This is a genomic window from Mesorhizobium sp. LjNodule214 (assembly GCF_964252735.1).
Classification (GTDB): Bacteria; Pseudomonadota; Alphaproteobacteria; order Rhizobiales; family Rhizobiaceae; genus Mesorhizobium.
Genome location: NZ_CAXUPE020000001.1, coordinates 1,658,122 through 1,684,300, shown reverse-complemented (window position 1 = coordinate 1,684,300; position 26,179 = coordinate 1,658,122). Strand labels below are relative to the sequence as shown.

The following is a 26,179-nucleotide window of genomic DNA, read 5'->3' as shown; positions in this document are numbered from 1 at the left end:
AGGGCGTCTGACCTCAAACCGTCCTCATCCACTTCGCAAGCCGGTGCGCGGCTTCCTCGAGCTGGTCGAGGCGGCGATGGAAGCATAGCCTAAGGAAGGCTTCGCCGCCGGGGCCGAAGGCGGTGCCGGGCGCCAGCCCGACATTGGCCTGGTCGACGATGTCGAAGGCGGCAGTTCGGGAATCGGTGATGCCGTCGACCGTGAAGAACAGGTAGAACGCGCCCTGCGGCACGGTGAAACGCGCCTTGCCGGTTGCACCGAGGATACCGCAGACCAGATCGCGCGCCGCCCGCGCCCGCTCAACCTGCTCGGCGATAAAGGCATCGCCCTCGTCGAGCGCCGCGACGGCGCCGCGCTGCATGAACTGGGCAACGCCCGAGGTCGAATACTGGATCAGGTTCTCGAACACCTGCTGCAAGGCAGGATGGGTCTTGATCCAGCCGACGCGCCAGCCGGTCATCGCCCAGTTCTTGGAAAAACTGTTGACGAACAGGATGCGGTCTTCCGCCGTCGCGATGTCGAGGAAGGACGGCGCACGGCCGTGACTGTAGTGGAACAACGCATAAATCTCGTCGGCGATGATCCAGATGCCCTTTTCGCGGGCGAGGTCGAGGATCGCCTGCAGCGTCTCCCGGTCGGCGGTCCAGCCGGTCGGGTTGGACGGCGTGTTGACGAACAGCGCCTTGGTCCTTGGCGTGATCGCGGCTGCGATCTTGTCAACATCGCAGGACCAGCCATTGCCGGACTGGTCGAGTGTGACCGCAACCGGAACGGCGCCAGCGACACCGGCAGCGGCGGCGAAATTCGGCCAGGCCGGTGACAGATAGACGACCTCGTCGCCACTGCCGGCGACCGCGTCGATGGCCAACTGGATGGCGTGCATGCCGGAGGCGGTGACAATGAACTCGTCCGCGGCAAAGGTCTTGCCGAAATGCCTGTCATAGTAGCGAGAAAGCGCCTGTCTCAGCTCCGGGATGCCCTTCTGCCAGGTGTAGAAGGTCTCGCCGGCGGCCAGTCCGCGGGCAGCGGCGTCGCTGATGAAGGCAGGCGTCGGCAGATCGCCCTCGCCGGCCCAGAGCGGGATCAGGCCGTCGCGCAGCCGGCCGTGATTGACGACGGCGACGATACCACTTTCGGGCGCGGCGCGGGCCTCGGCGCGTAAATTCTGGATCAGGGTCATGCAAATGTCCGTTGGTTTCGCGACAGCTAGCCTGTTTTGAGGCAGGCGAAAACAGAAAACCCCGGCCGCAAGCGACCGGGGTTTTGGTCCAGAAACGTTGCTCCGGCTATCTCTTGGCCAGCAGATCGCGAATTTCGGTCAGCAGAGCGACATCGGCGGGCGGCGGCGCGGCAGGCGCAGCCGGCTTTTCTGTCTCGAGCCGCCTGCGCAGATCGTTCACGGCCTTGACCATCAGGAAGATGATGAAGGCCATGATGAGGAAGTTCAGCGCCACCGTGATGAAGCTGCCATAGGCCAGAACCGCGCCCTGCCCCTTGGCCGCGTCCAGCGTCGGGGCGTTGACGGCCGAGGAAAGCCCAAAAAAATAGTTGTTGAAGTCCAGTCCACCGAAGATCGCGCCGACGATTGGCATGATGATGTCGTCGACCAACGAAGTGACGATCTTGCTAAAGGCGGCGCCGATGATGACGCCGACAGCCAAGTCCATCACATTGCCCTTGGAAATGAATTCCTGGAATTCCTTCAGCATTCGACCCTCCGTGCCATGGCCGCGCTGCCGCCTCCACCCGTCCCTTCGGCGCCGGCCCGCATCCACCATAACAAAAACCCTTGGTTGCAAAACGGGGAAAATGGCAAAGGCACCGGTTTCGCCTTACCTTGGGTCATTGGCCGAATACGCTGACAAACCCGGGCGCCATGCGCCGAAAGCCGCGATGGACTCGACCTCCAAGCTGTGATTGCGTCTGTACCAGGAGGACTTTCGGGCCGTGCAGGGCTGGTTCATCGTCATCATCGCGATCGCTTATGTGACGCTGCTGTTCGTCATCGCCAGCCTTGGCGACCGGCGCTCGGCAACGGCAGGGCCTGACCGCGCCCGTCCGTTCATCTATGCGCTCAGCCTCGCCATCTACTGCACCTCCTGGACCTTCTTCGGCTCGGTCGGCCTGTCCTCCGAACGCGGCCTCGAATTCCTCGGCATCTATACCGGCCCGGTGCTGGTGTTCGTGTTCGGCTTCCCGCTGCTCAACCGCATCGTCAGGCTGGCCAAGACCGAGAAGATCACCTCGATCGCCGACTTCCTCGGCGCCCGCTATGGCAAGAGCTTCACCGTCGCGGCGATCGCCACGCTGATCGCGACCATCGGCGCGGTGCCCTATATCGCGCTGCAATTGAAGGCGATCTCCGGCTCGGTCAGCCTGATGGTCGAGCACTACACGGGATCGCCACCCTCGTTCGATCCGTTCGTCAGCGACATCTCGCTGGTCGTCGCCATGCTGCTGGCGCTGTTTGCGGTGCTGTTCGGCACCCGCCATGCCGATGCCACCGAGCACCAGGACGGCCTGGTGCTGGCGGTGGCCGTGGAAACCGTGGTCAAGCTCGCCGCCTTCCTGGCGATCGGCCTGATGGTGACCTTCCTGATCTTCGGCGGACCAGGCGACATGTTCGACAAGCTCGCTGAGAATGGCGAGGTGCGGCAGGCGATGGGCTACAACACCTCTTTGGCCACCTGGCTGGTGCTGACGTGCCTCAGCGGCTTTGCCATCATCATGTTGCCGCGCCAGTTCTACGTCACCATCGTCGAGAACCGCGGCGAGGCGGAACTTCGCACCGCGACCTGGGTGTTTCCGCTCTATCTCGTCGCGATCAACCTGTTCGTGCTGCCGATAGCTTTCGCCGGACTGTCGCTGGTCGGGACCAGGACCAGCAGCGACCTCTATGTGCTGTCGCTGCCGCTGTTCAGCGGCCATGATGTGCTGGCCATGGCCGCCTTCATCGGCGGCCTGTCGGCGGCGACCGCCATGGTCATCGTCGAAAGCGTGGCGCTGTCGATCATGATTTCAAACGACCTCGTGATCCCGCTGTTCGTGCGCCGCTTGCTCAAGACCACCACCTCCGAGAGCGAAGACTGGTCGTCGCTGATCCTCAATGTCCGGCGCGGCGCGATCTTCGTCATGCTGTTCATCGCCTTCCTCTACTATCGCGAGAGCACCAACAGCGCGCGGCTGTCCTCGATCGGCCTGATGTCGTTCGCGGCCATCGCCCAGTTCGCGCCGGCGCTGATCGGCGGGTTGATCTGGCGCGGCGCCAATGGCAGGGGCGCGGCGCTCGGCATGGTCGCCGGCATCCTCCTTTGGGGCTACACCCTGCTTTTGCCCTCGCTTGCCTCACCCGATGCCGACATTCTCGTCCACGGCCTGTTCGGCTTCGAGGCTTTGCGGCCGCAGGCTCTGTTCGGCACCGTTGCCGAACCGTTGAACCACGGCGTGCTGTGGAGCCTGTCGATCAACGCGGTGTTCTTTGTCCTAGGCTCGCTGTCCCGAGCGTCTGTGCCGCTGGAACGCATTCAGGCCTCGATCTTCGTGCCGCGCGAGGCTGGCCCGATGCCCAGCCTGCGCCGCTTCCGCACCGCCATCACCGTCAACGACCTCAAGGACACGATCTCGCGCTATCTCGGTGTCGAGCGCACCGAGCGCTCCTTCCAGTCCTTCGAAAAGACCCACGGCACCACGCTGCACGGCAACGAGCAGGCGAGCATGGACGTCATCCGTTTTTCCGAGCAATTGCTGGCGAGCGCCGTCGGTTCCTCGTCGGCGCGGCTGATCCTGTCGCTGCTTTTCCGCCGCAACGACCGCGAATCCAAGGATGCCTTCCGCCTGCTCGACGACGCCACCGAGGCGCTGCAGCACAACCGCGACCTGCTGCAGATCGCGCTCGACCAGATGGAACAAGGCATCACCGTCTTCGACCGGGATTTCCGCCTGATCTGCTGGAACCGCCAGTACCGGGCGCTGTTCGACCTGCCCGACGAGATGGGCCAGGTCGGCGTCTCGCTCGACCGCATCCTGCACCATCTCGCGCAGCGCGGCGACATTCCGTCCGACCAGCGGGTGGCGATGCTCAACCGCCTGACCAGCTTCGTCAGCCCGTGGCAGATGGAGCTGAAGACCAGCGGCCGCATCCTGGAGCTACGCTCCAACCCGATGCCTGACGGCGGCATCGTCGCCACCTATGCCGACATTTCCGGGCGCGTCGAACAGGATCTGGCGCTGAAGCGGGCCAATGAATCGCTTGAGCAGCGGGTCAAGACGCGCACCATCGAACTGACACGCGTCAATGAGGAGCTGGCGCAGGCGCAGATGCTGGCCGAGGAGGCCAATCTCGGCAAGACGCGCTTCCTTGCCGCCGCCGGCCACGACATCCTGCAGCCGCTGAATGCCGCACGCCTCTATTGCTCGTCGCTGATCGAAAAGGCCGGCAAGGGTCCAGCCGGCAAGGCGGCGGTCAACATCGAATCCTCGCTGGAATCGGTCGAGACCATTTTGGGCGCAGTGCTCGACATTTCCCGCCTTGATGCAGGCGCAATGAAGCCGGACGACACCGCCTTCAGCCTGGACGGGCTGCTACGCCAGATCGGCAACGATTTCCGGCCGCTCGCCGCTGAAAAGAAGCTCGGCCTGACCATCATGCCGTCGTCGCTCTCCGTGATGACGGACCGCAATTTGTTGCGCCGGCTGATCCAGAACCTCATCTCCAACGCCATCAAATACACCCGCCACGGGCGCATCCTGGTCGGTGTGCGGCGGCGCGGGGAGCTGGCCGAAATCCAGGTGATCGACACCGGCATCGGCATCGCCGGCGACAAGCTGAACACGGTGTTCCACGAATTCACCCGGCTCGACGAAGGCGCGCGCGAAGCCGAAGGCCTCGGCCTCGGCCTCTCCATCGTCGACCGCATCGCTCGCGTGCTGAGGCTCGAAATCCGGATCTTTTCCAACCCGGGCAAGGGCACGCGCTTTTCCGTGATCCTGCCGGTTGTGGCGGCCGAGGCGCCCCGGCGCGAAGTCGAGGCGAAGACGCCAGTGCGCGCGACGAATTCGCTGGCCGGATTGCGTGTACTCTGCATCGACAACGACGCCCGCATCCTCGACGGGATGCGGCTGCTGCTCGAAGGCTGGGGCTGCAGCGTCGACACCATCACGGGTGTCGAGGCGGCATCCGGCATGCGCCGGCCGGATATCGTGCTTGCGGACTACCATCTCGACGGCGGCACCGGACTGGGTGCCATCGAGACGTTGCGGTCAATTCACGGCCATGACTTGCCGGCCGTTCTGGTCACGGCCGACCGCTCCAGAGAGGTCCGCACTGCTGCCGGCGGGCTTGATGTGCCGGTGATCAACAAGCCACTGAAACCGGCCGTGCTGCGGTCGATGATGGCCAGGGTCAGGTCGGTGGCATCGGCGGCCGAATAGTCCGACCCGGGTCAGCCTGCAGCCTGAAGCGGATCGCCGCCGATCTTGGCCAGCCGGATCACCGCCTGGGTGCGGCTGTCGACGCCGAGTTTCTGCAGAATGGCCGAGACATGGGCCTTGATCGTGGCTTCGGAGACGCCGAGTTCGTAGGCGATCTGCTTGTTGAGCAGTCCTTCCGCCAGCATGCCGAGCACGCGCGTCTGCTGCGGTGTCAGCGCCTGCAGGCGCTTGATCAGGTCCGATATTTCGGGGTCGCGCTCGACGCCGAGATCGATGCCGACGGGCGCCGCTATGTCGCCGGCCAGCACCGACTGCACGGCGCCGCGGATCTCCTCCATGCTGGCCGATTTGGAGATGAAGCCCGAGGCGCCGAGATCGAGCGCGCGCCGGATGGTCACCGGGTCGTCATGCGCCGACACCACGACCAGCGGCACGGCCGGGTGAACACCGCGTAGCGAGATCAGGCCGGAGAGGCCGCTGGCGCCCGGCATCGACAGGTCGAGCAGCACCATGTCGACATCCTCATTGGCCACGACCAGCGCCTTGGCGCTTTCGAAATCGCCGGCTTCGTGAATGGCGGCGACATCGCCGATGCCGGCAAGCGCCTCTTTCAGGGCGCCGCGGAAAAGCGGATGGTCGTCGGCGATGACGAACGTGTAGCCCGACGGCAAATAGTCCTCCCCAAATCCCGCTGCTGATTGACTGCTTTTACGGGACCGGAACGATTATGCGGTGATGCGCCCTGTTTTCAAGCGGCAAAGCCCTGACTCGGATTTTTCCTTGGAGCGGTTCAGGTTTTGATAGAACCGCCGACCGCTCCAATCGCCTGTTCTGCCGCATTTATGCGGATGCCAAATGATTCCATTTGGCGGCAAAATGCTTGGGCCAACTCAGGTCTTTTGCGAGTTGAGCTGGGCGCCGTCGTCCTTTTCCATATCCTTGACGATGCCCATGAAGCCGCGCAGGAAGCGCTCCATATAGCTCATCGTCTTGTTGAAATCCTCCTCGCTGGGGAGCTTCGATTCGAGGCGGGCGGACAGCGAGTTCTCGAGCCTGGTGACACGCTCGTCCATAGCCTTCATCGAAGTCTGCAATCGGTCGACCTCGTCCTGGAAGGCGGCGCGTTCGTCGGCCGCCATTTTGCAGACGAGCTGGCCGGCGCGCTCCTCGCAGATCGACATGGCGCCGGTTTGGGTGTCCATGCGGACATAGCCGTTGGCCGACTTTTCCAGTTTGTAGCGGTTGGTCTCCTCGGACCAAGCCGACGCCGCGACCAACGAGACGAGTGCGGCGGGGATCAGTATGTGCTGCAGACGCATGTTCAACCTCCACGAGCCAGTAGGCGCACCCTATCACAGGTTTGCGCCGTAAATGGGGAAGAGTTGCCCTTCCCCGCATGATCGGTTCGGACTATAGCGCAACCATGTCTCAGATTATCTACAAGATCGCGCCCGAAGCCTTGTGGCGCGAGGCCGAGAAAAACGGCTGTTTTGCCGGTGCGCCGATCGATATCGCCGACGGCTTCATCCACTTCTCCACCGCCGCGCAGGTGCGGGAGACGGCGGCCAAACACTTCGCCGGCCAGGCCGACCTTTTGCTGATTGCAATCGACGATAGCCGGCTCAACGACGCGCTGAAATACGAGGTGTCGCGCGGCGGCGCGCTGTTCCCGCACCTCTACGCCCCGCTGGATCTCGAGGCGGTAATCTGGGTCCGTCCGCTGCCGCTCGGCACTGACGGCCTGCACCAATTGCCGGCGCTGGAGGCCGAATGAGCGTGCTCGACCGGATTGGCCAAAAACTGCTGTTCACGTTCGATCCGGAAGCAGCCCACGGGCTGTCGATCGCCGCGCTGCGATGCGGCCTGCCGGTTGCCGGGCGGCCGCCACGAGATGAACGTCTGAAAGTCAGTGTTTGCGGGATCGATTTCCCGAATCCGCTCGGCATGGCCGCGGGCTATGACAAGAACGCCGAGGTGCCGGACGCGCTGCTTGGCCTCGGCTTCGGCTTCGCCGAGGTCGGCACGGTGACGCCACTGCCGCAGGCGGGCAACCCGAAACCGCGCATCTTTCGGCTGACGGCGGATGAAGCGGTGATCAACCGGCTGGGCTTCAACAATGAGGGCCATGCGGCCGCGGAAAAGCGCCTTGCCGCGCGCAAGGGCCGTGGCGGCATCGTCGGCGTCAACATCGGCGCCAACAAGGACAGCGCCGACCGTATCGGCGACTACGAACGCGGCGTGGCCCGGTTTGCCAAATACGCCAGCTATCTGACCGTCAACATCTCTTCGCCCAACACGCCGGGCTTGCGCAACATGCAGGCACGCGAGCAGCTCGGCGAACTTTTGTCCCGCGTGATGGCCGCGCGGGCGGTAGCTCCGGCGAATCCGCCTGTCTTCCTCAAGATTGCACCGGATCTGGTCGAGGCCGAGCTGGAAGACATCGCGGCCGAGGTCACCGACAAGCAACTGGACGGCGTCATCGTCTCCAACACCACCATTTCACGGCCGGCGCTGCGCAGCGCCAGTGTCGCCGGCGAGGCCGGCGGGCTTTCGGGAAAGCCGCTGTTCGAGCGCTCGACCATCGTGCTGGCGAAGATGCGCAAGCTGCTCGGACCAGGCCGCGCCATCATAGGCGTCGGCGGCGTCGATTCCGCTGAGACGGCGCTGGAGAAAATTCGCGCCGGCGCCGATCTCGTCCAGCTCTACACCGGCATGATCTATGCCGGCCCTGCACTGCCCGGCCGCATTCTTTCCGGCATAATCCGTTTTGCCGACAGAGAACGCCTCACATCGATCCGGGCGTTGCGCGACATCAGCCTCGACAAATGGGCGTCGAAGCCGCTCTAAAAGGCGGTCCGCACCCGCAGCCGCAAAACCGCCAGCAGGCTGAAGCCGCGCACCAGCAGGAAAACGTGCAGTGCCGCCCACAGGCCATTGTTGCCGAAGGCCGGCGCCAAAGTGAGCAGCGCGGCGCTGAAGGCGAGAAACGACAAAAGCATCATGTTGCGCATGTCGCGCGACCAGGTTGCGCCGATGAAGACCCCGTCCATCTGGAAGGCCAGCACACCGCTGAGCGCAGTGAAGGCCGCCCAGGGCAGATAGGTGTCGGCGACGGCGCGAACATCCTGCGACGTGGTGACCAGGGCGACCAGACCGGCACCGCCCGTGAGCAGGACAAGCGTCGCCGCTCCCGCCAGCCCGAAGCCCCAGAACAGGGTCAACCGCACCGCCCGGTGGAAGGGCGCGGCGGCGCGCGCGCCTATGGCCCGTCCCGCAAGCTGTTCAGCGGCGGTGGCGAAACCGTCGAGGAAATAGCCGGCGATGAGGAAGAAGTTCATCAGCACGGCATTGGCGGCCAGCGTCACCGTGCCGAACTGCGCACCCTGGCGGGTGAACAGCGCAAAGGCGGCGAGCAGCGAAAACGAGCGGATCATGATGTCGCGGTTGAGCGACAGCATGTGCCGGAATGCCGTCATGTCGAGGATGCGATGGCGTGGCAGCCGGGGTGCGGCCCGGAACCGCCTGATGATGATCGCCAGCCCAAGCAGCATGGCAAGGAACTCGCCGGTGACGGTCGCCCATGCGACACCTGTGACGCCCCAGCCGAGTTCGAGTCCGAGCAGGATGCAGAGCACGATGTTGATGCCGTTCAGCACCGCCTGCAGCATCAGTCCCAGTCCGCCTTCGCCGCGCCCCAGCACGTAGCCCAGAATGGCGTAGTTGATCAGCGAGAACGGTGCTGCGAGCAATCTGATGCGGATATAGACGGCCATTGCCTCGCTGACGCGCGGTTCAGCGCCCATGAACTTTTGTCCGGCAATGGCGATCAATGGCGCAAGCGCTGCAAATGCGATGCCGGCGACGACCGCGATCAGCACAGCGCGCCAGAATACCGCCTGCTCCTCCAGATCGTCACCGCGTCCAAAAGCCTGGGCGACGAGGCCGGTGGTGCCGGAGCGCAGGAAATTGAAGGTGGTGAAGACGACGTCGAAGACCAGCGCACCCGCCGCCAGGCCGCCGAGCAGGGCTGCATCGCCGAACTGCCCGATCACCGCCGTATCGACGATGCCGAGCAACGGCGTCGTCAGATAGGCAAGTGTCATCGGCACCGCGATGGCGAGCACCGAGCGGTTGGTGACGACGAAGGCTCTGGCGTTGGCTTGGGTCGCATCCAAAGGAGTGCTGCCTTGCTGATTGCGGCTTGATCGGACAGCCGATGTGCCCCAGTTTCGCGATGCTACGCAATCGCCAACCAATGGCGGCCAACCGAATTCCAGCACTGGCGCAGGCCGCCCCAGATCATGTCGCTGCAGATCGTCCATCACCCCGACTATGACGCCGGCTTTGCCGTCAACCACCGCTTCCCGATGAGCAAGTATCCGCTGCTGATGGAAGCCCTGCGTTCGCGCGGGCTGGCGCGCCCGGATGCGGCGAACTTGCCCGACCAAGCGCCGGCATCCTGGCTGAAGCTTGCGCATGCGCCTGACTATGTCGAGCAGGTGCTGGCCTGCGAAGTGCCCGAAAAAATCGAGCGCGAGATCGGCTTTCCGGTCGGTCCCCGCGTTTCGCTGAGGGCGCAGCTCGCAGCGGGCGGCACGGTGCTGGCGGCGCGGCTCGCCTTGCAGCACGGCACTGCCTGCAACGCCGCCGGTGGCAGCCATCATGCGCGGCGCGCGCAAGGTGCCGGCTTCTGCACCTTCAACGACGTCGCCGTCGCCTCGCTGGTACTGCTCACCGAAGGTGCTGCCCAAAACATCCTGATCGTCGATCTCGACGTGCATCAAGGCGACGGCACGGCGGATATTCTGAAAGATGAACCACGTGCGTTCACCTTTTCCATGCATGGCGAGCGCAACTATCCGGCGCGCAAGATCGCTTCGGACCTCGACATCGCCCTGCCGGATGGCACCGGCGACGCCGCCTATCTGGAACGGCTGGTTAGCATCCTGCCGGAGCTCTCAGCGCAAGCGCGTTGGGACATCGTCTTCTACAATGCAGGCGTCGACGTCCATGCCGAGGACCGACTGGGACGGCTCGCCCTCAGCGACTATGGTCTGCGCGCCCGCGACGAGATGGTGATCGGCCACTTCCGCGCGCTCGGCATTCCGCTCTGCGGCGTCATCGGCGGCGGCTATTCGACCGACGTGGCCGCATTGGCCGCGCGCCACGCCATCCTGTTCGAGGTGGCCTCTGGCTACGCCTGAGCTATTTGCGGTAGTTGGCGATCCTGATCAGGATAAAGGCCGGCACGACGATCGCCGCACCCAGCAGGATATAACCGAGGAAGCGGTCTATGGCGTGGAAGCCGAGGTTCCAGAGGTCGACGAAGAATTTGCGGATGCCGTAGAAAACATCCATCGGCGACCAGCCGAAGGCGTTCATGACCAGGCCGACGAGGAACGACACCACCAGCAGTTTGATCAGCACCCTGAGCGGCGAGTCTCCGAGAAAGCGCGTCAGTGCGGACAAGGCCTGTCTCCCGATTGAGGTGCCCGGATTCGGGTGCCGGTGCAGAAATACGCATTTGCCGGTCCAGCATCAAGCTGCATGGCCTATGGCGCGCCGATTACACGCAAGGACATCAGGGGCTGCCTTCAAGCGACAGACCGCAGCGGTCGAGCATCTGGCCCAAGGGAGAGCTCGCCGGAATCAGGCGCCCTTTCATCCATTTCTTCAGTATCTGGTCGAACAAATGGATGCAGAGTGTGCGCGGCGTGCCGATATCGGCGAGGGAAAGACCGGGATCGAGGAACATCGTGACCTGGGTATGGAGGACGGGATAGAAGACGTCGATCGGCGCCGCGTGATGCATGACGCCTGCCGCCTTGGCGAGATGGGTGATCGCCTTCGGTCCCAATTGGCCCCAGTCATAGTGGGAAATATGTATCGGCAGGCCTATTGCCTTGCGGGACCGGTACCACAGGCGCTTCTCGCGGCTCAGCCACGGCGCGATGTAATACGGATCCTCGGTCATCTTCAGCGCCTCGAGCAGCGTCCTGCTGCCGACAGGCAATTTCAGCACGGCGTTGTTGATCTCGCTGTTTGTCTGGTAGCCGAAGATGTAATCCTGCTTGGGTATCGGCCTGAGGCAGAACATGTCGCAATCGACGTACACCCCCATGCCGGCCTCGAGGATCTTCAGCCGGTAGAGATTGGCAAACAGCGACGGACTTCCGTTCGACCTGTAGTAGACGATGCGCTCCCTGGGCATCAGCCTGGAAGCGTCGACCGTTTCCACGCCTGGCGGCACGTTGCCCGGAACATCATAGCAGTGAAGCAGCACGCGGTGTCCCGCCAGCACGAAGGAGCGCAGACAGGCGGCGTGCACGTTGCCCAGCGAGGAGCCGATCCACAGGCAATTGACGACAGGCTCGATGGACGTCATTGCGGCGTCCCGGTTTTGAAATCGAGCCGTCCCCGGCCTATCCGGCTGAACGGCCGGGTGCCCCGGGTGAGGGCTGGCGCGACGCCGGGATAGATCGCCGTCTCGCACGGACGGGTGTCGGAATGGAACCAGACAATCCGCAAAAGCAATGCCCCCCGATGGCCCGCGCATCGCTGACGCCGGCGAGCCCGTGCAGATATCTTGCCCGGTCGAGACCGGAACCCCGCTATGTCTCTACGCCATCTAGCATGAGCTGAGCAACAGCTGTGCCGACGCGTCGGGATCTACGCGCTGAGAAGGTGATCTTCGGCGGCCAGCGACGCGCAGCGGCATCCAGACAGGGTGTGCTTTGACGATTGCCCGAGGCCCTGCCATCATGGTAACCAGGGTGCCGCGCGGGTATGATGTAATGGTAGCTTGTCAGCTTCCCAAGCTGAACGCGAGGGTTCGATTCCCTCTACCCGCTCCAACCGTCACCCAACCTCCCGCAGAATGAAGTCGTGCAGCATCTTGGCTGCCGGCGACAGCACGCGGTTCTTGACCGTGATCAGGCTGTAAGGCCTGACCTCGATGTCGAACTCGGTCTGGACGACGTCGATGGCGCCGGCCAGCCCCTCCGGGCTCTGGATGAATTTCGCCACCTGGATTGATACCGGTGCGATGGCGTCGGACTGGGCGACCATGACCAGGGTGAGCAACAGCGAACTGGTGTTGAGGATGCGGTCCGGGAGCGCGATGTTGCGGTTCAGGAAATTGCTTTCCATCGCTTGGCGCAGCGGCGAGCCGCCCGACTGGAAGACCCAGTCATAGGCGGCGGTGTCCTCCAACCGCACCGCCTTGCCCATGCTCAGCGGGTGGCCGCGGCGTACGATCAGGCAGGCCTTTTCGACGCCGATGACGCGCGATTCGAACAGCCGCGGATTGAGGTCGTCGGGGATGCGCGCGATGATGAAATCATGGCGCGTGGCGATGAGCTCGCGCGCCAGCACGTTGGAGGTCTCGACCTGCATGGTGATCTCGATGCGCGGATAGATGCGGCGGATCTCGCGGATTGCCGGCACCGCCAGCTCGATCGCCGGCGCCGTCACCGCGCCGAGGAACACCGAACCGCCCTTGCCCGCCTTGAGCTCGGATATCTCGCGGTCGGCCTCGCGCATCTCGAGCAGGATCGAGCGCGCGCGACGGGCCAGCGCCTTGCCGTAGGGCGTGAGCGTGATGCCGCGCGGCAGCCTTTCGCAAAGCTTGACATCGAGCACCGCCTCCATCTCGGCGATCATACGCGAGGCGGCGGGCTGCGAGATGTTCATCACCTGCGCGGCCGCACTCACCCGGCCGTGATCGTCGAGCGCTGCGATCATGCGCATGTGACGCAGGCTCAAACCGCTGCGCAGCAGGGTTTCGCCGTCGCCCGGCAGCTCGTCGTAACTACCGGAAATTCCAGAAGGATTCCGCAATGCCGCCATGATTGTCGCCTGTTCCCGTCGAAGGATCGATCTGTTTTCAATCATATATCAGTTTCGGTATAGCAATCATCAAAGATCGCATTTGACAGTTATGTCAAAGGGACACACCCTTCGCGCGTCCTGGGGCGTGCCAGTCGATGACGAGGAAAATCGTATCGATTGAAAATCAGCGTCCCGGGGCCGATTGGGAGGATACCGGAGATCGATAGACGACAGCAGCGCGCTTGCGCTTCTGCTCGACTGCGCGGCCCGCGAAGCCCCGAGGTGTCGCGTCCATCAACCAGGGAGAGTTACTGTGAAAATCATCAAGACACTGGCCGCCGTGGCGGCCCTTGGCATCGCGGCCATGACGCTGCCTGCGCAGGCAGGCGAAGGCTTGGTCGGCGTGCTGATGCCGACCAAGACCTCGCAACGCTGGATCAATGACGGCGATGCCGTGAAGTCCCAGCTCGAGGCCCTCGGCTACACCGTCGACCTGCAATACGCGCAGGACGACATTCCGAACCAGCTCAGCCAGCTGGAAAACGAAATCACCAAGGGCCCGAAGGCGCTGATCATTGCCTCGATCGACGGCACCACGCTGTCGGACGCGCTGCAGAAGGCTGCTGACGCGGGCGTCGTCGTCGTCGCCTATGACCGCCTGATCAAGAAGACCGCCAATGTCGACTACTACACCACCTTCGACAATTTTGGCGTCGGCGTGATTCAGGCCAATTCCCTGGTCAAGGGCCTCAAGGAGCGCTTCCCGAACACCAAGCCGTGGAACGTCGAACTGTTCGGCGGCTCGCCCGACGACAACAATGCGTTCTTCTTCTACAATGGTGCGATTTCCGTCCTGCAGCCGCTGATCGACGACGGCTCGATCAAGATCAAGTCCGGCCAGACCGGCATGGACAAGGTCGGCACACTGCGCTGGCTCGCCGCCACCGCCCAGGCGCGCATGGACAATCTGCTCTCCGCAAACTACTCGGACGGCAGCCGCGTCGATGGCGTTCTGTCGCCCTATGACGGCCTGTCGCGCGGTATCACCGCTTCGCTGCGCGCCGTCGGCTACGGCACGGACGCTCAGCCTTGGCCGATCGTGACCGGCCAGGACGCCGAGACCGCCTCGGTCAAGCTGATCATCTCGGACGAGCAGTACTCGACCGTGTTCAAGGACACCCGCGAACTGGCCAAGGCGACCGTGCAGCTGGTCGACAAGGTGCTCTCTGGCGGCAAGCCTGACGGCCTCGACGAAAAGACCTACAACAACGACGTCAAGGTCGTTCCCTCGATCCTGCTGACGCCGCATGACGTCGACAAGTCGAACTACCAGGCGCTGGTCGTCGACTCCGGCTACATTAAGGCCGACGAACTGAAGTAATCTCAGTTGTAAAGACAGGGGTCCTGCGCAACGCAGGGCCCCTTTTCGTTAACCAGCGAGCCCGGTATTGTTTGGCGGCCTCGAAGGAGCCTAATTCCTGATGACCTCGACGATTTTGGAGATGCGCGACATCACCAAGACGTTTCCCGGCGTGAAGGCGCTGTCGAACGTCAACCTCAGTGTCGAGGAAGGCGAGATCCATGCCGTGGTCGGTGAGAACGGCGCCGGCAAATCGACGCTGATGAAGGTGCTGTCGGGCGTGTATGCGTCCGGCACCTATGAGGGCGCGATCGTCTACCGCGGCGAGGAATGCCATTTCAAAGGTATCCACGACAGCGAACACAAGGGCATCGTCATCATCCACCAGGAACTTGCGCTGGTGCCGATGCTGTCGATCACCGAAAACATTTTCCTTGGCAACGAGCACGCCAAATTCGGCATCATCGACTGGAATGCCAACGAGACGCGCACCAGCGCCCTGCTGAAGAAAGTGGGCCTCAAGGAGGACCCCAAGACGCTGATCACCAATATCGGCGTCGGCAAGCAGCAATTGGTCGAGATCGCCAAGGCGCTGAGCAAGGAAGTGAAGCTGCTGATCCTCGACGAGCCGACGGCGAGCTTGTCCGAAAAGGACAGCCAGGCGCTGCTCGACCTCTTGCTCGAATTCAAGCGGCAGGGCATGACCTCGATCCTGATCTCGCACAAGCTCAACGAAGTGAACCGGGTCGCCGACAAGGTCACGGTCATCCGCGACGGACGCACGATCGAGACGCTTGCCAAGAAGGATATCAGCGAGGACCGCATCATCACCTCGATGGTCGGCCGCTCGCTCGACGACCGTTATCCGCCGCGCGAGCCCAAGATCGGCGAGACCGTGCTGCAGGTGAAGAACTGGTCGGTCTATCACCCGATCCATGCCGAGCGGCAGGTGATCAAGGGCATCGATATCAATGTCCGCAAGGGCGAGGTGGTGGGCATTGCCGGGCTGATGGGCGCCGGACGCACCGAATTTGCGATGAGCCTGTTCGGCCGCTCCTACGGCCGCCGCATCACCGGCGAGGTGATGCTCAAGGGCAAGGCGATCGACGTCTCCTCGGTGAGCAAGGCGGTTGAACACGGCATTGCCTATGTCACCGAGGACCGCAAGACCTACGGCCTCAACCTGATCGACCACATCAAACACAACATCACGCTGGCCAATCTCAGCGGCGTGTCGCGTCATAGCGTGATCGACGACATGCGCGAGCTGGCCGTCGCCAACGACTACAAGGCCAAGACCAACATCCGCTCGTCCAGCGTCTACCAGATGACGGGCAATCTGTCGGGTGGCAACCAGCAGAAGGTGGTGCTGTCGAAGTGGCTGTTCGCCAATCCGGAGGTGCTGATTCTCGATGAGCCGACGCGCGGCATCGACGTCGGCGCCAAGTATGAAATCTACACCATCATCGCGCGTCTCGCCTCCGAGGGTAAGGCGATCATCGTCATCTCGTCGGAGATGCCCGAACTGCTGGGCATCACCGACCGCATCTACGTCATGAACGAAGGACGCATCGTAGGCGAAATGGCGGCAAGCGACGCAAGCCAGGAAAAGATCATGCGCGCCATCGTTCGGGGAGAAGGAAAAGCATCATGAGCACCGAAAGCGCTCCCGCGCCGAAAAGCGGCGTCGCCGAAGACGTGCCACAGGGGCCGCGTGTTGCCGTCTCTGCGCTAATCACCAATTTGCGCGAGTACGGCCTGATCCTGGCGCTGATCGCCATCATGGTGTTCTTCCAGTTCACCACGTCCGGAACGCTGTTCAAGCCGGTGAACCTGAGCAACCTGGTCCAGCAGAACTCTTTCATCATCGTGATGGCGCTGGGGATGCTGCTGGTGATCGTCTCCGGCCATATCGACCTCAGCGTCGGCTCCGTCGCCGGCTTCATCGGCGCGCTGGCGGCGATGATGATGGTCATCTGGCCGCTCGGCCCCTTAAGCAATCCGCTGGTGGTGTCGATTGTCTGCCTGATCATCGGCGGCCTGATCGGCGCGGGGCAAGGCTACTGGATCGCCTATCACCGAATACCGAGCTTCATCGTCACGCTGGCGGGCATGCTGATCTTCCGCGGCATCTGCCAGGCGCTGCTGGGTGGCGGATCGTCCGTCGGGCCGCTTCCGGTTGGCTTCAAGGCGCTCAGCTCCGGCTTCATTCCGGACTTGATCGGCCCCTTGGTGCTGATCCCGCCGACGGTGAACGCCGCCGGCAAGACCATCGTCGGCAGCGGCCTGACGCTGCACATGACGACGATCGTGCTGGGCCTGATCGCCGTGCTTGCCTATGCCTATTTCGGGCTCAAGGCACGGCGTACGCGCGAAGCACATGGCTATGAAGCCGAGCCCTTCACGCTGTTTGTCATCAAGACCCTGGTGACCAGCGCGCTGGCGCTGTTCCTTGTCTACCAGTTCGCCAGCTACAGGGGCCTGCCGATCGTTCTCATGGTGATGGGCGTGCTGATCGCGCTGTTCGTCTTCGTCACCAAACGCATGACGATCGGCCGCCGCATCTATGCGATGGGCGGCAATGCCAAGGCGGCGCAGCTATCGGGCATCAAGACCGAACGGCTGACCCTGATGGTGTTCGTCAACATGGGCGTGCTGTCGGCGCTTGGCGGCCTGATCATCGCGGCGCGGCTCGGACAAGCGGTTCCAGCTGCAGGCCTCGGCAGCGAGCTCGACGTCATCGCCGCGGTGTTCATCGGTGGCGCTTCGGCCATGGGCGGCGTCGGCCAGGTGATCGGCGCGGTGGTTGGCGGTTTCATCATGGGCGTCATGAACAACGGCATGTCGATCATGGGCGTCAATGTCGACTGGCAGCAGGTCGTCAAAGGCCTGGTGCTGCTCGGCGCCGTGGTCTTCGACGTCTACAACAAGAACAAGGGTTAAGGGCGAGGCAACCAGGAAGGCATACGGGTCACATCGCGGCCGTCGGCAACCCGCCGATGCAGAGAAGTCCCCCGAGGGACCAGGCCTGCGAGCGCAATCCGGACGAAGAATTTCACCCGTGGCGCGGATTGGTTCCGAGCCGCGATGGTCAGGGTTTGCCATGCAGGCGGCCGGGCCAAGGCACCAGAGAGAGGGTACATCATGCTGATCTCCCAGATCCTCGACGACGCCGAGACGATCCGCGTCGTTGCCCGCAACGGCGGCAAGACCCGGATCATCAACGGCGCCCGCAGCGTCTATTCGCTGGCCATGGAGGCCGCGCGCACAGGCACCGGGCTCGCCGCGCTGATCGAGCGCAAGGGTTTTGGTGAGGCCGTCGATCTCGACGCCGCCTACAAGAAGGGACGGGTGCTGTCGCCGATCAATCATCCGGATCCGGCGCACCTCCACCTCACCGGCACCGGATTGACGCATCTCGGGTCGGCGGCGACGCGCGATTCCATGCACAAGAAGCTCAATTCGGATGGCGAGGAGCAGCTCACCGATTCCATGAAGATGTTCCGCATGGGGTTGGAGGGCGGCAAGCCGGCGAAGGGCCAGACCGGCGTGCAGCCGGAATGGTTCTACAAGGGCAACGGCACCATGGCGGTGGCGCCAGGCGCGGCGCTGATGTCGCCCGCCTTCGCACAGGATGCCGGCGAGGAGCCGGAGATCGCCGGCATCTACGTCATCGGCGACGACGGCGCGCCGTTCCGCGTCGGCTTCACGCTATCGAACGAGTTTTCAGACCATGTCACCGAGCGCGTGAACTACCTGTTCCTGGCGCATTCCAAGCTGCGCAACGCCTCGTTCGGGCCGGAGATCCTGATTGGCGATCTGCCCTCCGACGTCAGGGGCTCATCGCGCATTGTTCGCGACGGCAAGCTGCTTTGGGAAAAGCCGTTCCTGTCGGGCGAGGCGAACATGTCGCACACCATCGCCAATCTCGAACACCACCATTTCAAATACTCGGCCTTCCGCCAGCCCGGCGACGTGCATGTGCACATGTTCGGCACGGCGACGCTGTCCTTCGCCGACGGCATCAGGACCGAAGCCGGCGATGTTTTCGAGATCGAAGCCGGTGACTTCGGCCTGCCGCTGCGCAACCCGCTCGAAATCGAAAAGCCGGTGAAGGTGGCGGTGAAGGCGCTGTAAAGCAGGCGATGACAGCGTGATCTCCCCCCTCCTTGTGGGGGAGATTGGCAGTTTCAACCTCTCAATAAATATCGAAGTCGAAATACTTGGCCTGGATCTTCTTGTAGGTGCCGTCGGCGACGATGGCGTCTATGGCCGCGTTGAGCTTGTCGCGCAGTGCGGTGTCGTCAAGGCGCACGGCGATGCCGGCTTCAGTCTCGGTGCCCTTGACGTCGCCGACCATCTTGCAGCAGCCGTCGCTCGCCTTCTTCATCCAGTCGACCAGCACAAACTTGTCCGAGATCACCGCGTCGAGGCGGCCGTTTTGCAGGTCGGTGATCGCCTCTTCCTGGGTCGGGTAGAGTTTGGCCTCGGCGCCGGCCTTGCCGTAGACGTCCTGGGCGAAATCGGCCTGGGTGGTCGATGCCTGGGCACCCACGGTCTTGCCGGCAAGGGCTGCCGGGTCGGTCGAGGTCAGCTCGCTGTCCTTCGGCGCGACCAGCGCAAGCGGCGTCGTATAGTATTTGTTGGTGAAGGCGACCTGCTTCTTGCGCTCCTCGGTGATGCTCATCGACGCGATAATGGCGTCGAATTTCTTGGCCTGCAGGGCGGGAATGATGCCGTCCCAGTCCTGGGTGACGATTTCGCATTCGACCTTCATCTGCGCGCACAACGCATCGGCGATGTCGATGTCGAAGCCGACGACCTTGCCGTCCGGAGTGATGGTGTTGAACGGCGGATAGGCGCCCTCGGTGCCGATCTTCAGTTTCTCCGCTGCCTGCACCGACATCGAACCGGCGCCGAGCGTCAGCATGGCAGCCGCGGCTGCCGACAGGATCCATCTCGAGATTTGCATGGTCTTCCCCTTTATTTCCGTCACCTTGACGGACCGAGGCACAGCCAAGCATGGCGCGCCCGGTCAGGCAAGCACGGTCTGGCGGTGGCGGAAAGATCAGCGCGCGGCGCGGAAATGCTTGGACAGTTTCAGGCCCTGCGCCTGGTAGTTCGAGCCGAGATCGGTGCCGTAAAGCGCCTGCGGCCGTTTCAGCATGTGCTCGTAGACCAGCCGCCCAACGATCTGGCCGTGATCGAGGATGAAGGGCACTTCATGGCTGCGCACTTCGAGCACCGCCCGGCTGCCGGTGCCGCCGGCCGCCGAATGGCCGAAGCCCGGATCGAAGAAGCCGGCATAATGGACGCGGAATTCGCCGACCAGCGGGTCGAAGGGCGTCATCTCGGCGGCGTAGAGCGGCGGCACATGCACCGCCTCGCGGGACACCAGGATGTAGAACTCGTCCGGATCGAGCACCAGTTCGCCGGCGCCGCTCTTGTAGAGCGGCTCCCAGAAATCGACGACATCCTGCGCGGCACGCTTGTCGACATCGATCAGGCCGGTGTGGTGCTTGCCGCGATAGCCTACCAGCCCGTCCTTGTCGCCGTCGAGATCGATGGACAGCGCAATGCCGCCGCCGGAAATGTTAGGCGGCTCGGTGGCCACCAGCATCTCGGCATGGTGCAGGTCGCGCAATTCATCTTCCGACAGCAGCGCGTTGCCAGTACGGAAACGGATCTGCGACAGCCGCGAGCCGGCGCGCACGACGATCGGGAAGGTGCGCGGGCTGACCTCGAGATAGAGTGGACCATGATAGCCGGCGGCGATCTTGTCGAACTCATGGCCGCGATCGGTCATCACGCGGGTGAAGATGTCGAGCCGCCCGGTCGAGCTCTTCGGGTTGGCCGAAGCGGAAATGTCGGCCGGCAAGGCCAGGCTTTCCAGCAGCGGCACGATGTAGACGCAGCCGGTTTCCAGCACAGCGCCCTCGGCGAGGCTGATCTCGTGCAGCTTCAGCCGCTCGAGCTTGTCGACGACCTGGTGGTTGGGACCGGGCAGGAAGGAGGCGCGCACGCGCCAGGCCTTGTCGCCGAGCCTCAGATCGAGGCTGGCCGGCTGGATTTGGTCGGCGTCGAGAGCGCGCGGCGATTTCAGCGCGCCCGACTGGAAAAGCGCGGAAATGTCCTGATCGGGAAGAATGCCTGTCTGCCGCAAAGGCTTGGCTCCGCTTCAAGGCCGGGCTTTTTTTCGCCGCAGGTTCTTGCCGCAAAACCGTCGAACACTTTTGCGGAACCTGCCTGGTACAAACCTCTTAATGAAGCCGGCAATTGACGCAAGCGCGGTGCGGGTCTAAAGGGTCGTTATCCCGTGGTGATTTGGCCGGTCGGCTTGCAGCCACGTTAAACAAGTCGCTAAAGGACCGTTGGCCGCAAGGCCGTATGGACCGGTTGCGACTTTCGCGGCCGGTTTTTTTTGTGTTTGGGACAGAGCAATGACCAAGAAGCGCGACTGGAAACCTCAGACGGCACTCGTGCATGGCGGGACCTTGCGTTCCGGCTTCGGCGAGACCTCCGAGGCGATGTACCTCACCCAGGGCTATGTCTACGAGACGGCACAGGCGGCGGAAGCCCGCTTCAAGGGCGAGGAACCGGGCTTCATCTATTCGCGCTATGCCAATCCCACCGTCGACATGTTCGAAAAGCGCATGTGCGCGCTGGAAGGCGCGGAAGACGCGCGCGCCACGGCCTCCGGCATGGCGGCGGTGACGGCTGCCCTTCTGTGCAGCGCCAGGGCCGGCGACCATATCGTGGCGGCACGCGCGCTGTTCGGCTCCTGCCGCTGGGTGGTCGAGACGCTGGCGCCGAAATACGGCATCGAGGCAACGCTGGTCGACGGCACCGATATCGCCAACTGGGAAAAGGCGGTCAGGCCGAACACCAAACTGTTCTTCCTCGAAAGCCCGACCAATCCGACGCTGGAAGTGGTCGACATCGCCGCCGTCGCTTCGCTGGCCAATTCGATCGGCGCCAGGCTGATCGTCGACAACGTCTTTGCCACGCCCTTGCAGCAGAAGCCCTTGCAGCTTGGCGCCCATATCGTCGTCTATTCGGCGACAAAACATATTGACGGCCAGGGCCGCTGCCTCGGCGGTGTCATCCTGTCGGACAAGAAGTGGATCGACGAGAATTTGCACGACTATTTCCGCCACACCGGCCCCAGCCTGTCGCCGTTCAATGCCTGGACGCTGCTCAAGGGCCTGGAGACGCTGCCGCTGCGCGTGCGCCAGCAGACGGAAAGTGCCGGCAAGATCGCCGACTTCCTTGCCGAGCGCCCAGAAATCGCCCGCGTCATCTATCCGGGCCGCGCCGACCATCCGCAGGCCGATATCGTCAAGAAGCAGATGACGGGCGGCTCGACGCTGATCTGTCTCGACGTCAAGGGCGGCAAGCAGGCGGCCTTCGCCTTCCAGAACGCGCTTGACATCGTGCTGATCTCCAACAATCTCGGCGACGCCAAGAGCCTGATAACCCATCCGGCGACGACGACGCACAAGAACCTCAGCGACGAGGCGCGCGCCGAGCTCGGTATCGGCCCGGGCACGCTCAGGCTTTCGGTCGGACTTGAGGATGCGGACGATCTGCTCGCCGATGTCGAACAGGCGCTGAAATCCGCCAAATAAAGGGTCCAGACTGCGATTGGACAAACGCCTGAGCGTTGCTCAGGCGCCCTCTTCCAGCTCGGTCATAGCCTTGGTGCGGATGGTCATCGCATTGCCGCGCCAGTCGACCGAGCCGCCGAGCCAGCCGCGCGCCCAGATCGCCGGCAGCATCAGGTCACGCACCATCATCGCCGGAATGGTACGTGGCGACAGATACCAGCCCTTGGCCCAAGCCAACGCGCATTCCGGCACATAGGCGAGCGCCAGAACGCAGAGCACGGTGAGCGACAGACTGATGCCGGCGCCGGCCGCTGCGACCAGCGCCAGTGCCAGCGGCACGGCCACGCCGGTCAGGATTTCGGGGGCGAAGAACAACGGGAAGGTGACGCGGCGCAGGCGCGCCCAGCGGGCCTGGCGCGACCATATGTCACCGAGATGGCGCTCCCCAAGCGGCTGCTCGAAGGGCGAAGCGACAAGATTGACGCGCAGCCCCAGCCCGTTGACCAGCTTGGTCGCGGCGGCGTCCTCGGCGATCTCGGCGGCAAGCGCGCGGATGCCGCCATTGGCGTCGAGCACGGGTTTCTTCCACAGCATGCTCTTGCCTTGGGCGAAGCCCAGGCCGAGCGCCTCGCCTGTGTATTGCCAGCGCGCCTGCAGCGTGTTGAGGAAGGCGCATTCGACCTCGGCCCAGAAGCCGTCCGGACGCGAGCCGATCGGCGTCGAGCAGACAAGGCCGGTGTCGGGTCGCCACGCCGCCATCAGGTGCTGGACATAGTCCCTCGGCATCAGCACGTTGGAATCGGCAAGGATGACCCAGTGGTGGCGCGCCGCTTCCCAACCCTTGACGCAATTGTTGAGCTTGGGATTGGCGCTGATGCGGTCGTCGCCGACCAGCAACCGGGCCGGTATCTTGGGAAACCGGACGATCGCCCTGTTTATCAGCTTGACCACCGGATCGTCGGCATGGGCGACACAGAAGACGAGTTCGTAGCGCGGCCAGTCGAGCGAGAAGGCGCGCTGAAGCGTCTCCTCGGTGAACGGCTCGACGCCGCGGGATGGGATGACGATCGACACCGGCGGCGCCTTGCCGGCTGGCTGCGCAAGCGCTCGCGGCCGCTTCAGCCTGAAGGCCGCAAGCAGGATGCTGGCGAGATTTGAAAGAATGAGGGCTGTCGAAAGCAGGGCAGCGGCGATGACGATCAGTTCCATCGAGATCTCGTCACTCCGGAAAAGCCGGCCGGAAGAGGGCCGTTTTGAACAGGTCGACAGAGCGCCCGAGTCGCCCGGCACGGTCCGTGCACACCATCATTGTCATGTGTCACTTAAATGACATTGTTTGGCGGCAGGTGCGCACAAAGACGGAAGAGACAGGCGCCGCGCTCCGTTGACCTAGTCAAAGAGCGCGCCGAGACTTCCGCCGGGACTGTTTGGAGTAGCTCATGTACCGCGCCATTACGCGCAACATCGAAGTGCAGGTCAGGCCGTTCTATCTGGAGGATCGCTCCGATCCGTCGGAGAACCGCTATGTCTGGGGCTACCACGTCACCATCGACAACCAGTCGGACGAGTTCGTGCAGCTAGTGTCGCGCTATTGGCACATCACCGACGGCAGCGGCCGGGTCGAGGAGGTGCGCGGCGCCGGCGTCGTCGGCGATCAGCCCGAACTCAACCCCGGCGACAGCTACCAATACACGTCCGGCTGCCCGCTCTCGACACCATCAGGCATCATGGTCGGCCACTACACGATGCGCAACAAGCGGGGCGAGACGTTCGACATCGCCATCCCCGCCTTCTCGCTCGATCTGCCGGGCACGCGCCGGACGGTGAACTGAGAACGGCGCCCCAGGTACCGAAAGGTATCGCTGCCCCTCATCCGCCTGCCAGCGTTCGTCGTTCTCCCGTATCGTGACGGGGAGAAGGACTATCTCACTGCGCCGCAGCGAATTCAGCCGGGTCGAAATCGTACTGCGTCGAGCAGAACTCGCAGGCGACGTGGATGCCGCCATCCTCGGTGCTGTCCTTGATCTCCTGCGCCGAGAAGCCTTCGAGGATGCCGCGGATCTTCTCGCGCGAGCAGGAGCACTGGTCGGCCACCGGCACGCCGCCGAAGACGCGCACGCCATGCTCGTGGAACAGCCGGTAGAGCAGCCGCTCGGCGCCGACGGTCGGATCGATCAGCTCGGTCGGCTCGATGGTGCCGAGCAGGGCCAGGAGTTCCTGCCAGGAATTGTCGACCGGGTCATGGACCTCGTCGCGCGGATCGCCGTCGCCGCCGGAAATGTCCGGCACGCGCATGCGCTCCGGCGATTGCGGCAGGAACTGCGCCAAGAGACCGCCGGCGCGCCACTGCTCGCGGGGACCACCGATGCCGGGCGTCACCAGCTTGGCAACCGAAAGCCTGAGATCGGTCGGGATCTGCTCCGACTGGCGGAAATAGGTGCGCGCGGCCTCTTCCAGCGTCTCGCCGTCGAGCTGAACGATGCCCTGGTAGCGCTGCGTATGCGCGCCCTGGTCGATGGTCAGCGCCAGCACGCCGTTGCCGAGCAGCGTCTGTTGCGAGATTTCGCCGGCAGCCGTCAGCGCCTCGAGCCGGTCGGGATCGAAGCGTGCATAGGCGCGCAACGCGGATGGCGTCGAAAAATCCGCCACCAGCATGTCGACCGGCCCGTCGGTGCGGGTCTGCAGGATGAACTTGCCCTCGAATTTGAGCGAGGTGCCGAGCAGCACCGTCAGCACGCAGGCCTGCGCCAGCAGGCGGGCGACCGGTTCGGGATACTCGTGGCGGCCAAGGATAGCGTCGAGCATCGGTCCGAGCTGGACGGTGCGGCCGCGCACGTCGAGCGGGGCGACCTCGAACGGCACGACGTGATCGTCGCCGGCGTAGCCGAATTCGCCGAGTTGAGGGTGATGTTCAGTCACTTGACGGGTTTCCAACATGACAAAGCTCCGGCGCGCGGCCATGCGGCCCGGAGGGGCACATGCACCGAAACGCGCTCAATTTGCGTGATGGCCCGCAGATAGGCATCACACCTCCGGAGATCAAGCGCCCAGGCACCAGGCCAAAACCGCCTTCTGGGCGTGCAGCCGGTTCTCGGCTTCGTCGAACACCACCGAATGCGGCCCGTCGATCACCTCGTCAGTGACCTCCTCGCCGCGATGCGCGGGCAGGCAATGCATGAACAGCGCGTCGGGCTTCGCCTTGGCCATTAGCGCCGCATTGACCTGATAGGGCAGGAAGACGTTGTGGCCGCGGGCACGATGCTCCTGGCCCATCGACACCCAGCAGTCGGTGACGATGCAATCGGCCTGATGGACGGCCTCCTCGGGCGAGCGGGTGATGCTCAGCTTGCCGCCATTGGCCTTCGACCAGTCGACATGCTTCTCGTCCGGCTCGCTGCCTTCCGGCACCGCGACATTGAGGTTGAAGCGGAAGCGCGCCGAGGCTTCGAGCAGCGAATGCAAGACATTGTTGCCGTCGCCGGTCCAGGCGATGGTCTTGCCAGCCACCGGACCGCGATGCTCTTCGAAGGTCATGATGTCGGCCATCAGCTGGCAGGGATGGGTGTCGTCGGTCAGCCCGTTGATGACAGGAACGGTGGCGTTCTCGGTCAGTTCGAGCAGCCGCTCATGCGATGTGGTGCGGATCATGATGGCGTCGACATAGCGCGACAGCACCTTGGCGGTGTCGGCGATGGTCTCGGAGCGGCCAAGCTGCATCTCTGTGCCGGTGAGCATGATGGTTTCGCCGCCAAGCTGGCGCATGCCGACGTCGAAGGATACCCGCGTGCGCGTCGACGGCTTGTCGAAGATCATCGCCAGCACCTTGCCCTCGAGCGGCTTGGTCCGCTCGCCGGCCTTGAGCCTGGCCTTTCGCACCACCGCATCGTCCAGCATGAAGCGCAGGTCGCCTTCGGAAACGGCGGACAGATCGGTGAAATGGCGAACGCTCATC

At 63.7% G+C, this 26,179-nt stretch carries 23 protein-coding genes, 1 tRNA gene and 1 riboswitch; of the genes, 11 read left to right on the top strand and 13 right to left on the bottom strand.

All coding sequences use genetic code 11. From position 1 onward, the window contains the following. Nucleotides 1–13 precede the first annotated feature (13 nt). Nucleotides 14–1,180, bottom strand: coding sequence for a pyridoxal phosphate-dependent aminotransferase (locus tag ACSQ3Z_RS08080; RefSeq protein ID WP_436170778.1), 1,167 nt, complete (start codon nt 1,178–1,180; stop codon nt 14–16). 106 nt (nt 1,181–1,286) lie between these two features. After that, nucleotides 1,287–1,709: a large conductance mechanosensitive channel protein MscL gene (gene mscL, locus ACSQ3Z_RS08075; protein ID WP_436170777.1), complete on the bottom strand. Its 423-nt coding sequence runs from the start codon at nt 1,707–1,709 to the stop codon at nt 1,287–1,289. A 238-nt stretch (nt 1,710–1,947) separates the two neighbouring features. Between mscL and ACSQ3Z_RS08070 the strand changes: the two genes are divergently transcribed. Continuing rightward, a complete protein-coding gene (locus ACSQ3Z_RS08070; RefSeq protein WP_436170776.1) occupies nt 1,948–5,430 on the top strand; it encodes a PAS domain-containing hybrid sensor histidine kinase/response regulator in 3,483 nt (1,160 codons plus the stop codon). Nucleotides 5,431–5,441: 11 nt separating this feature from the next. Here ACSQ3Z_RS08070 and ACSQ3Z_RS08065 read toward each other — a convergent pair whose 3' ends face one another. Both ACSQ3Z_RS08065 and ACSQ3Z_RS08060 read right to left on the bottom strand, forming a co-directional pair. Continuing rightward, nucleotides 5,442–6,101 (bottom strand): response regulator transcription factor, encoded by a 660-nt coding sequence (locus ACSQ3Z_RS08065; RefSeq protein WP_436170775.1) that lies wholly within the window; start codon nt 6,099–6,101, stop codon nt 5,442–5,444. A 219-nt stretch (nt 6,102–6,320) separates the two neighbouring features. After that, nucleotides 6,321–6,749 carry a hypothetical protein gene (locus ACSQ3Z_RS08060; RefSeq protein ID WP_436170774.1) on the bottom strand — a complete coding sequence of 143 codons (429 nt, stop codon included), beginning with the start codon at nt 6,747–6,749 and terminating at the stop codon, nt 6,321–6,323. 104 nt (nt 6,750–6,853) lie between these two features. On the opposite strand from ACSQ3Z_RS08060, the gene ACSQ3Z_RS08055 reads away from it, so the two are divergent. Both ACSQ3Z_RS08055 and ACSQ3Z_RS08050 read left to right on the top strand, forming a co-directional pair. Then, a complete protein-coding gene (locus tag ACSQ3Z_RS08055) occupies nt 6,854–7,204 on the top strand; it encodes a DUF952 domain-containing protein (RefSeq protein WP_436171866.1) in 351 nt (116 codons plus the stop codon). Further along, a complete protein-coding gene (locus ACSQ3Z_RS08050) occupies nt 7,201–8,277 on the top strand; it encodes a quinone-dependent dihydroorotate dehydrogenase (protein WP_436170773.1) in 1,077 nt (358 codons plus the stop codon). The genes ACSQ3Z_RS08055 and ACSQ3Z_RS08050 overlap by 4 nt, the downstream gene beginning before the upstream one ends. Here the strand turns inward: ACSQ3Z_RS08050 and ACSQ3Z_RS08045 are convergent. Beyond that, entirely contained in the window at nt 8,274–9,605 is a 1,332-nt protein-coding gene (locus ACSQ3Z_RS08045) for an MATE family efflux transporter (RefSeq protein ID WP_436170772.1), read from the bottom strand. The two genes, ACSQ3Z_RS08050 and ACSQ3Z_RS08045, sit on opposite strands and share 4 nt — an antisense overlap. Nucleotides 9,606–9,731: 126 nt before the next feature. On the opposite strand from ACSQ3Z_RS08045, the gene ACSQ3Z_RS08040 reads away from it, so the two are divergent. Then, the gene (locus ACSQ3Z_RS08040; protein ID WP_436170771.1) at nt 9,732–10,634 is read left to right on the top strand and encodes a histone deacetylase family protein; all 903 of its coding nucleotides are present in this window, start codon (nt 9,732–9,734) and stop codon (nt 10,632–10,634) included. A 1-nt stretch (nt 10,635) separates the two neighbouring features. Here ACSQ3Z_RS08040 and ACSQ3Z_RS08035 read toward each other — a convergent pair whose 3' ends face one another. Both ACSQ3Z_RS08035 and ACSQ3Z_RS08030 read right to left on the bottom strand, forming a co-directional pair. Next, on the bottom strand, nt 10,636–10,899 hold the full coding sequence (locus ACSQ3Z_RS08035) for a DUF6460 domain-containing protein (RefSeq protein WP_006204546.1): 264 nt from the start codon (nt 10,897–10,899) through the stop codon (nt 10,636–10,638). 112 nt (nt 10,900–11,011) lie between these two features. Next, complete coding sequence (locus ACSQ3Z_RS08030) at nt 11,012–11,815, bottom strand: hypothetical protein (protein WP_436170770.1); 804 nt, start codon at nt 11,813–11,815, stop codon at nt 11,012–11,014. A 395-nt stretch (nt 11,816–12,210) separates the two neighbouring features. On the opposite strand from ACSQ3Z_RS08030, the gene ACSQ3Z_RS08025 reads away from it, so the two are divergent. Next, nucleotides 12,211–12,284 (top strand) — tRNA-Gly (locus tag ACSQ3Z_RS08025). Between the two features lie 4 nt (nt 12,285–12,288). Here ACSQ3Z_RS08025 and ACSQ3Z_RS08020 read toward each other — a convergent pair. Continuing rightward, a complete protein-coding gene (locus tag ACSQ3Z_RS08020; RefSeq protein ID WP_436170769.1) occupies nt 12,289–13,278 on the bottom strand; it encodes a LysR family transcriptional regulator in 990 nt (329 codons plus the stop codon). A gap of 295 nt (nt 13,279–13,573) precedes the next feature. Between ACSQ3Z_RS08020 and chvE the strand changes: the two genes are divergently transcribed. From chvE to araD1, 4 genes are all read left to right on the top strand, one after another. Then, the gene (gene chvE / locus ACSQ3Z_RS08015; protein ID WP_436170768.1) at nt 13,574–14,641 is read left to right on the top strand and encodes a multiple monosaccharide ABC transporter substrate-binding protein; all 1,068 of its coding nucleotides are present in this window, start codon (nt 13,574–13,576) and stop codon (nt 14,639–14,641) included. Nucleotides 14,642–14,741: 100 nt separating this feature from the next. Continuing rightward, complete coding sequence (gene mmsA / locus ACSQ3Z_RS08010; protein WP_436170767.1) at nt 14,742–16,274, top strand: multiple monosaccharide ABC transporter ATP-binding protein; 1,533 nt, start codon at nt 14,742–14,744, stop codon at nt 16,272–16,274. Then, nucleotides 16,271–17,563: a multiple monosaccharide ABC transporter permease gene (mmsB, locus tag ACSQ3Z_RS08005; protein ID WP_436170766.1), complete on the top strand. Its 1,293-nt coding sequence runs from the start codon at nt 16,271–16,273 to the stop codon at nt 17,561–17,563. The genes mmsA and mmsB overlap by 4 nt, the downstream gene beginning before the upstream one ends. A 201-nt stretch (nt 17,564–17,764) precedes the next feature. Then, nucleotides 17,765–18,757: an AraD1 family protein gene (gene araD1 / locus ACSQ3Z_RS08000; protein WP_436170765.1), complete on the top strand. Its 993-nt coding sequence runs from the start codon at nt 17,765–17,767 to the stop codon at nt 18,755–18,757. A 61-nt stretch (nt 18,758–18,818) separates the two neighbouring features. On the opposite strand, the gene ACSQ3Z_RS07995 is transcribed toward araD1, so the two are convergent. Both ACSQ3Z_RS07995 and ACSQ3Z_RS07990 read right to left on the bottom strand, forming a co-directional pair. Continuing rightward, the gene (locus tag ACSQ3Z_RS07995) at nt 18,819–19,592 is read right to left on the bottom strand and encodes an ABC transporter substrate-binding protein (RefSeq protein ID WP_436170764.1); all 774 of its coding nucleotides are present in this window, start codon (nt 19,590–19,592) and stop codon (nt 18,819–18,821) included. A 96-nt stretch (nt 19,593–19,688) separates the two neighbouring features. Further along, a complete protein-coding gene (locus ACSQ3Z_RS07990; protein WP_436170763.1) occupies nt 19,689–20,783 on the bottom strand; it encodes a 2'-deoxycytidine 5'-triphosphate deaminase in 1,095 nt (364 codons plus the stop codon). Nucleotides 20,784–20,926: 143 nt separating this feature from the next. Further along, nucleotides 20,927–21,004: riboswitch (SAM riboswitch) on the top strand. Between the two features lie 56 nt (nt 21,005–21,060). On the opposite strand from ACSQ3Z_RS07990, the gene ACSQ3Z_RS07985 reads away from it, so the two are divergent. Continuing rightward, complete coding sequence (locus ACSQ3Z_RS07985; protein ID WP_436170762.1) at nt 21,061–22,248, top strand: O-succinylhomoserine sulfhydrylase; 1,188 nt, start codon at nt 21,061–21,063, stop codon at nt 22,246–22,248. Between the two features lie 39 nt (nt 22,249–22,287). Here the strand turns inward: ACSQ3Z_RS07985 and ACSQ3Z_RS07980 are convergent, their stop codons facing one another. Next, a complete protein-coding gene (locus ACSQ3Z_RS07980; RefSeq protein ID WP_436170761.1) occupies nt 22,288–23,436 on the bottom strand; it encodes a ceramide glucosyltransferase in 1,149 nt (382 codons plus the stop codon). A gap of 230 nt (nt 23,437–23,666) precedes the next feature. Between ACSQ3Z_RS07980 and apaG the strand changes: the two genes are divergently transcribed. Beyond that, nucleotides 23,667–24,059: a Co2+/Mg2+ efflux protein ApaG gene (apaG, locus tag ACSQ3Z_RS07975; protein ID WP_436170760.1), complete on the top strand. Its 393-nt coding sequence runs from the start codon at nt 23,667–23,669 to the stop codon at nt 24,057–24,059. 94 nt (nt 24,060–24,153) lie between these two features. Here the strand turns inward: apaG and ACSQ3Z_RS07970 are convergent, their stop codons facing one another. Then, nucleotides 24,154–25,188, bottom strand: coding sequence for an Hsp33 family molecular chaperone (locus ACSQ3Z_RS07970; RefSeq protein ID WP_436170759.1), 1,035 nt, complete (start codon nt 25,186–25,188; stop codon nt 24,154–24,156). Between the two features lie 78 nt (nt 25,189–25,266). Beyond that, nucleotides 25,267–26,178, bottom strand: coding sequence for an ornithine carbamoyltransferase (gene argF, locus ACSQ3Z_RS07965; RefSeq protein ID WP_436170758.1), 912 nt, complete (start codon nt 26,176–26,178; stop codon nt 25,267–25,269). Nucleotide 26,179: the final 1 nt, after the last annotated feature.

Coding starts and splice junctions, on each gene's coding strand:
- ACSQ3Z_RS08050 (WP_436170773.1), top strand. CDS start 7,201: ATGAGCGTGCTCGACCGGATTGGCCAAAAACTGCTGTTCACGTTCGAT.
- apaG (WP_436170760.1), top strand. CDS start 23,667: ATGTACCGCGCCATTACGCGCAACATCGAAGTGCAGGTCAGGCCGTTC.
- ACSQ3Z_RS08060 (WP_436170774.1), bottom strand. CDS start 6,749: ATGCGTCTGCAGCACATACTGATCCCCGCCGCACTCGTCTCGTTGGTC.
- ACSQ3Z_RS07970 (WP_436170759.1), bottom strand. CDS start 25,188: ATGGCCGCGCGCCGGAGCTTTGTCATGTTGGAAACCCGTCAAGTGACT.
- ACSQ3Z_RS08080 (WP_436170778.1), bottom strand. CDS start 1,180: ATGACCCTGATCCAGAATTTACGCGCCGAGGCCCGCGCCGCGCCCGAA.
- ACSQ3Z_RS08020 (WP_436170769.1), bottom strand. CDS start 13,278: ATGGCGGCATTGCGGAATCCTTCTGGAATTTCCGGTAGTTACGACGAG.
- mmsB (WP_436170766.1), top strand. CDS start 16,271: ATGAGCACCGAAAGCGCTCCCGCGCCGAAAAGCGGCGTCGCCGAAGAC.
- ACSQ3Z_RS08040 (WP_436170771.1), top strand. CDS start 9,732: ATGTCGCTGCAGATCGTCCATCACCCCGACTATGACGCCGGCTTTGCC.
- ACSQ3Z_RS08030 (WP_436170770.1), bottom strand. CDS start 11,815: ATGACGTCCATCGAGCCTGTCGTCAATTGCCTGTGGATCGGCTCCTCG.
- ACSQ3Z_RS08055 (WP_436171866.1), top strand. CDS start 6,854: ATGTCTCAGATTATCTACAAGATCGCGCCCGAAGCCTTGTGGCGCGAG.
- ACSQ3Z_RS07980 (WP_436170761.1), bottom strand. CDS start 23,436: ATGGAACTGATCGTCATCGCCGCTGCCCTGCTTTCGACAGCCCTCATT.
- mmsA (WP_436170767.1), top strand. CDS start 14,742: ATGACCTCGACGATTTTGGAGATGCGCGACATCACCAAGACGTTTCCC.
- ACSQ3Z_RS07995 (WP_436170764.1), bottom strand. CDS start 19,592: ATGCAAATCTCGAGATGGATCCTGTCGGCAGCCGCGGCTGCCATGCTG.
- araD1 (WP_436170765.1), top strand. CDS start 17,765: ATGCTGATCTCCCAGATCCTCGACGACGCCGAGACGATCCGCGTCGTT.
- mscL (WP_436170777.1), bottom strand. CDS start 1,709: ATGCTGAAGGAATTCCAGGAATTCATTTCCAAGGGCAATGTGATGGAC.
- ACSQ3Z_RS07985 (WP_436170762.1), top strand. CDS start 21,061: ATGACCAAGAAGCGCGACTGGAAACCTCAGACGGCACTCGTGCATGGC.
- argF (WP_436170758.1), bottom strand. CDS start 26,178: ATGAGCGTTCGCCATTTCACCGATCTGTCCGCCGTTTCCGAAGGCGAC.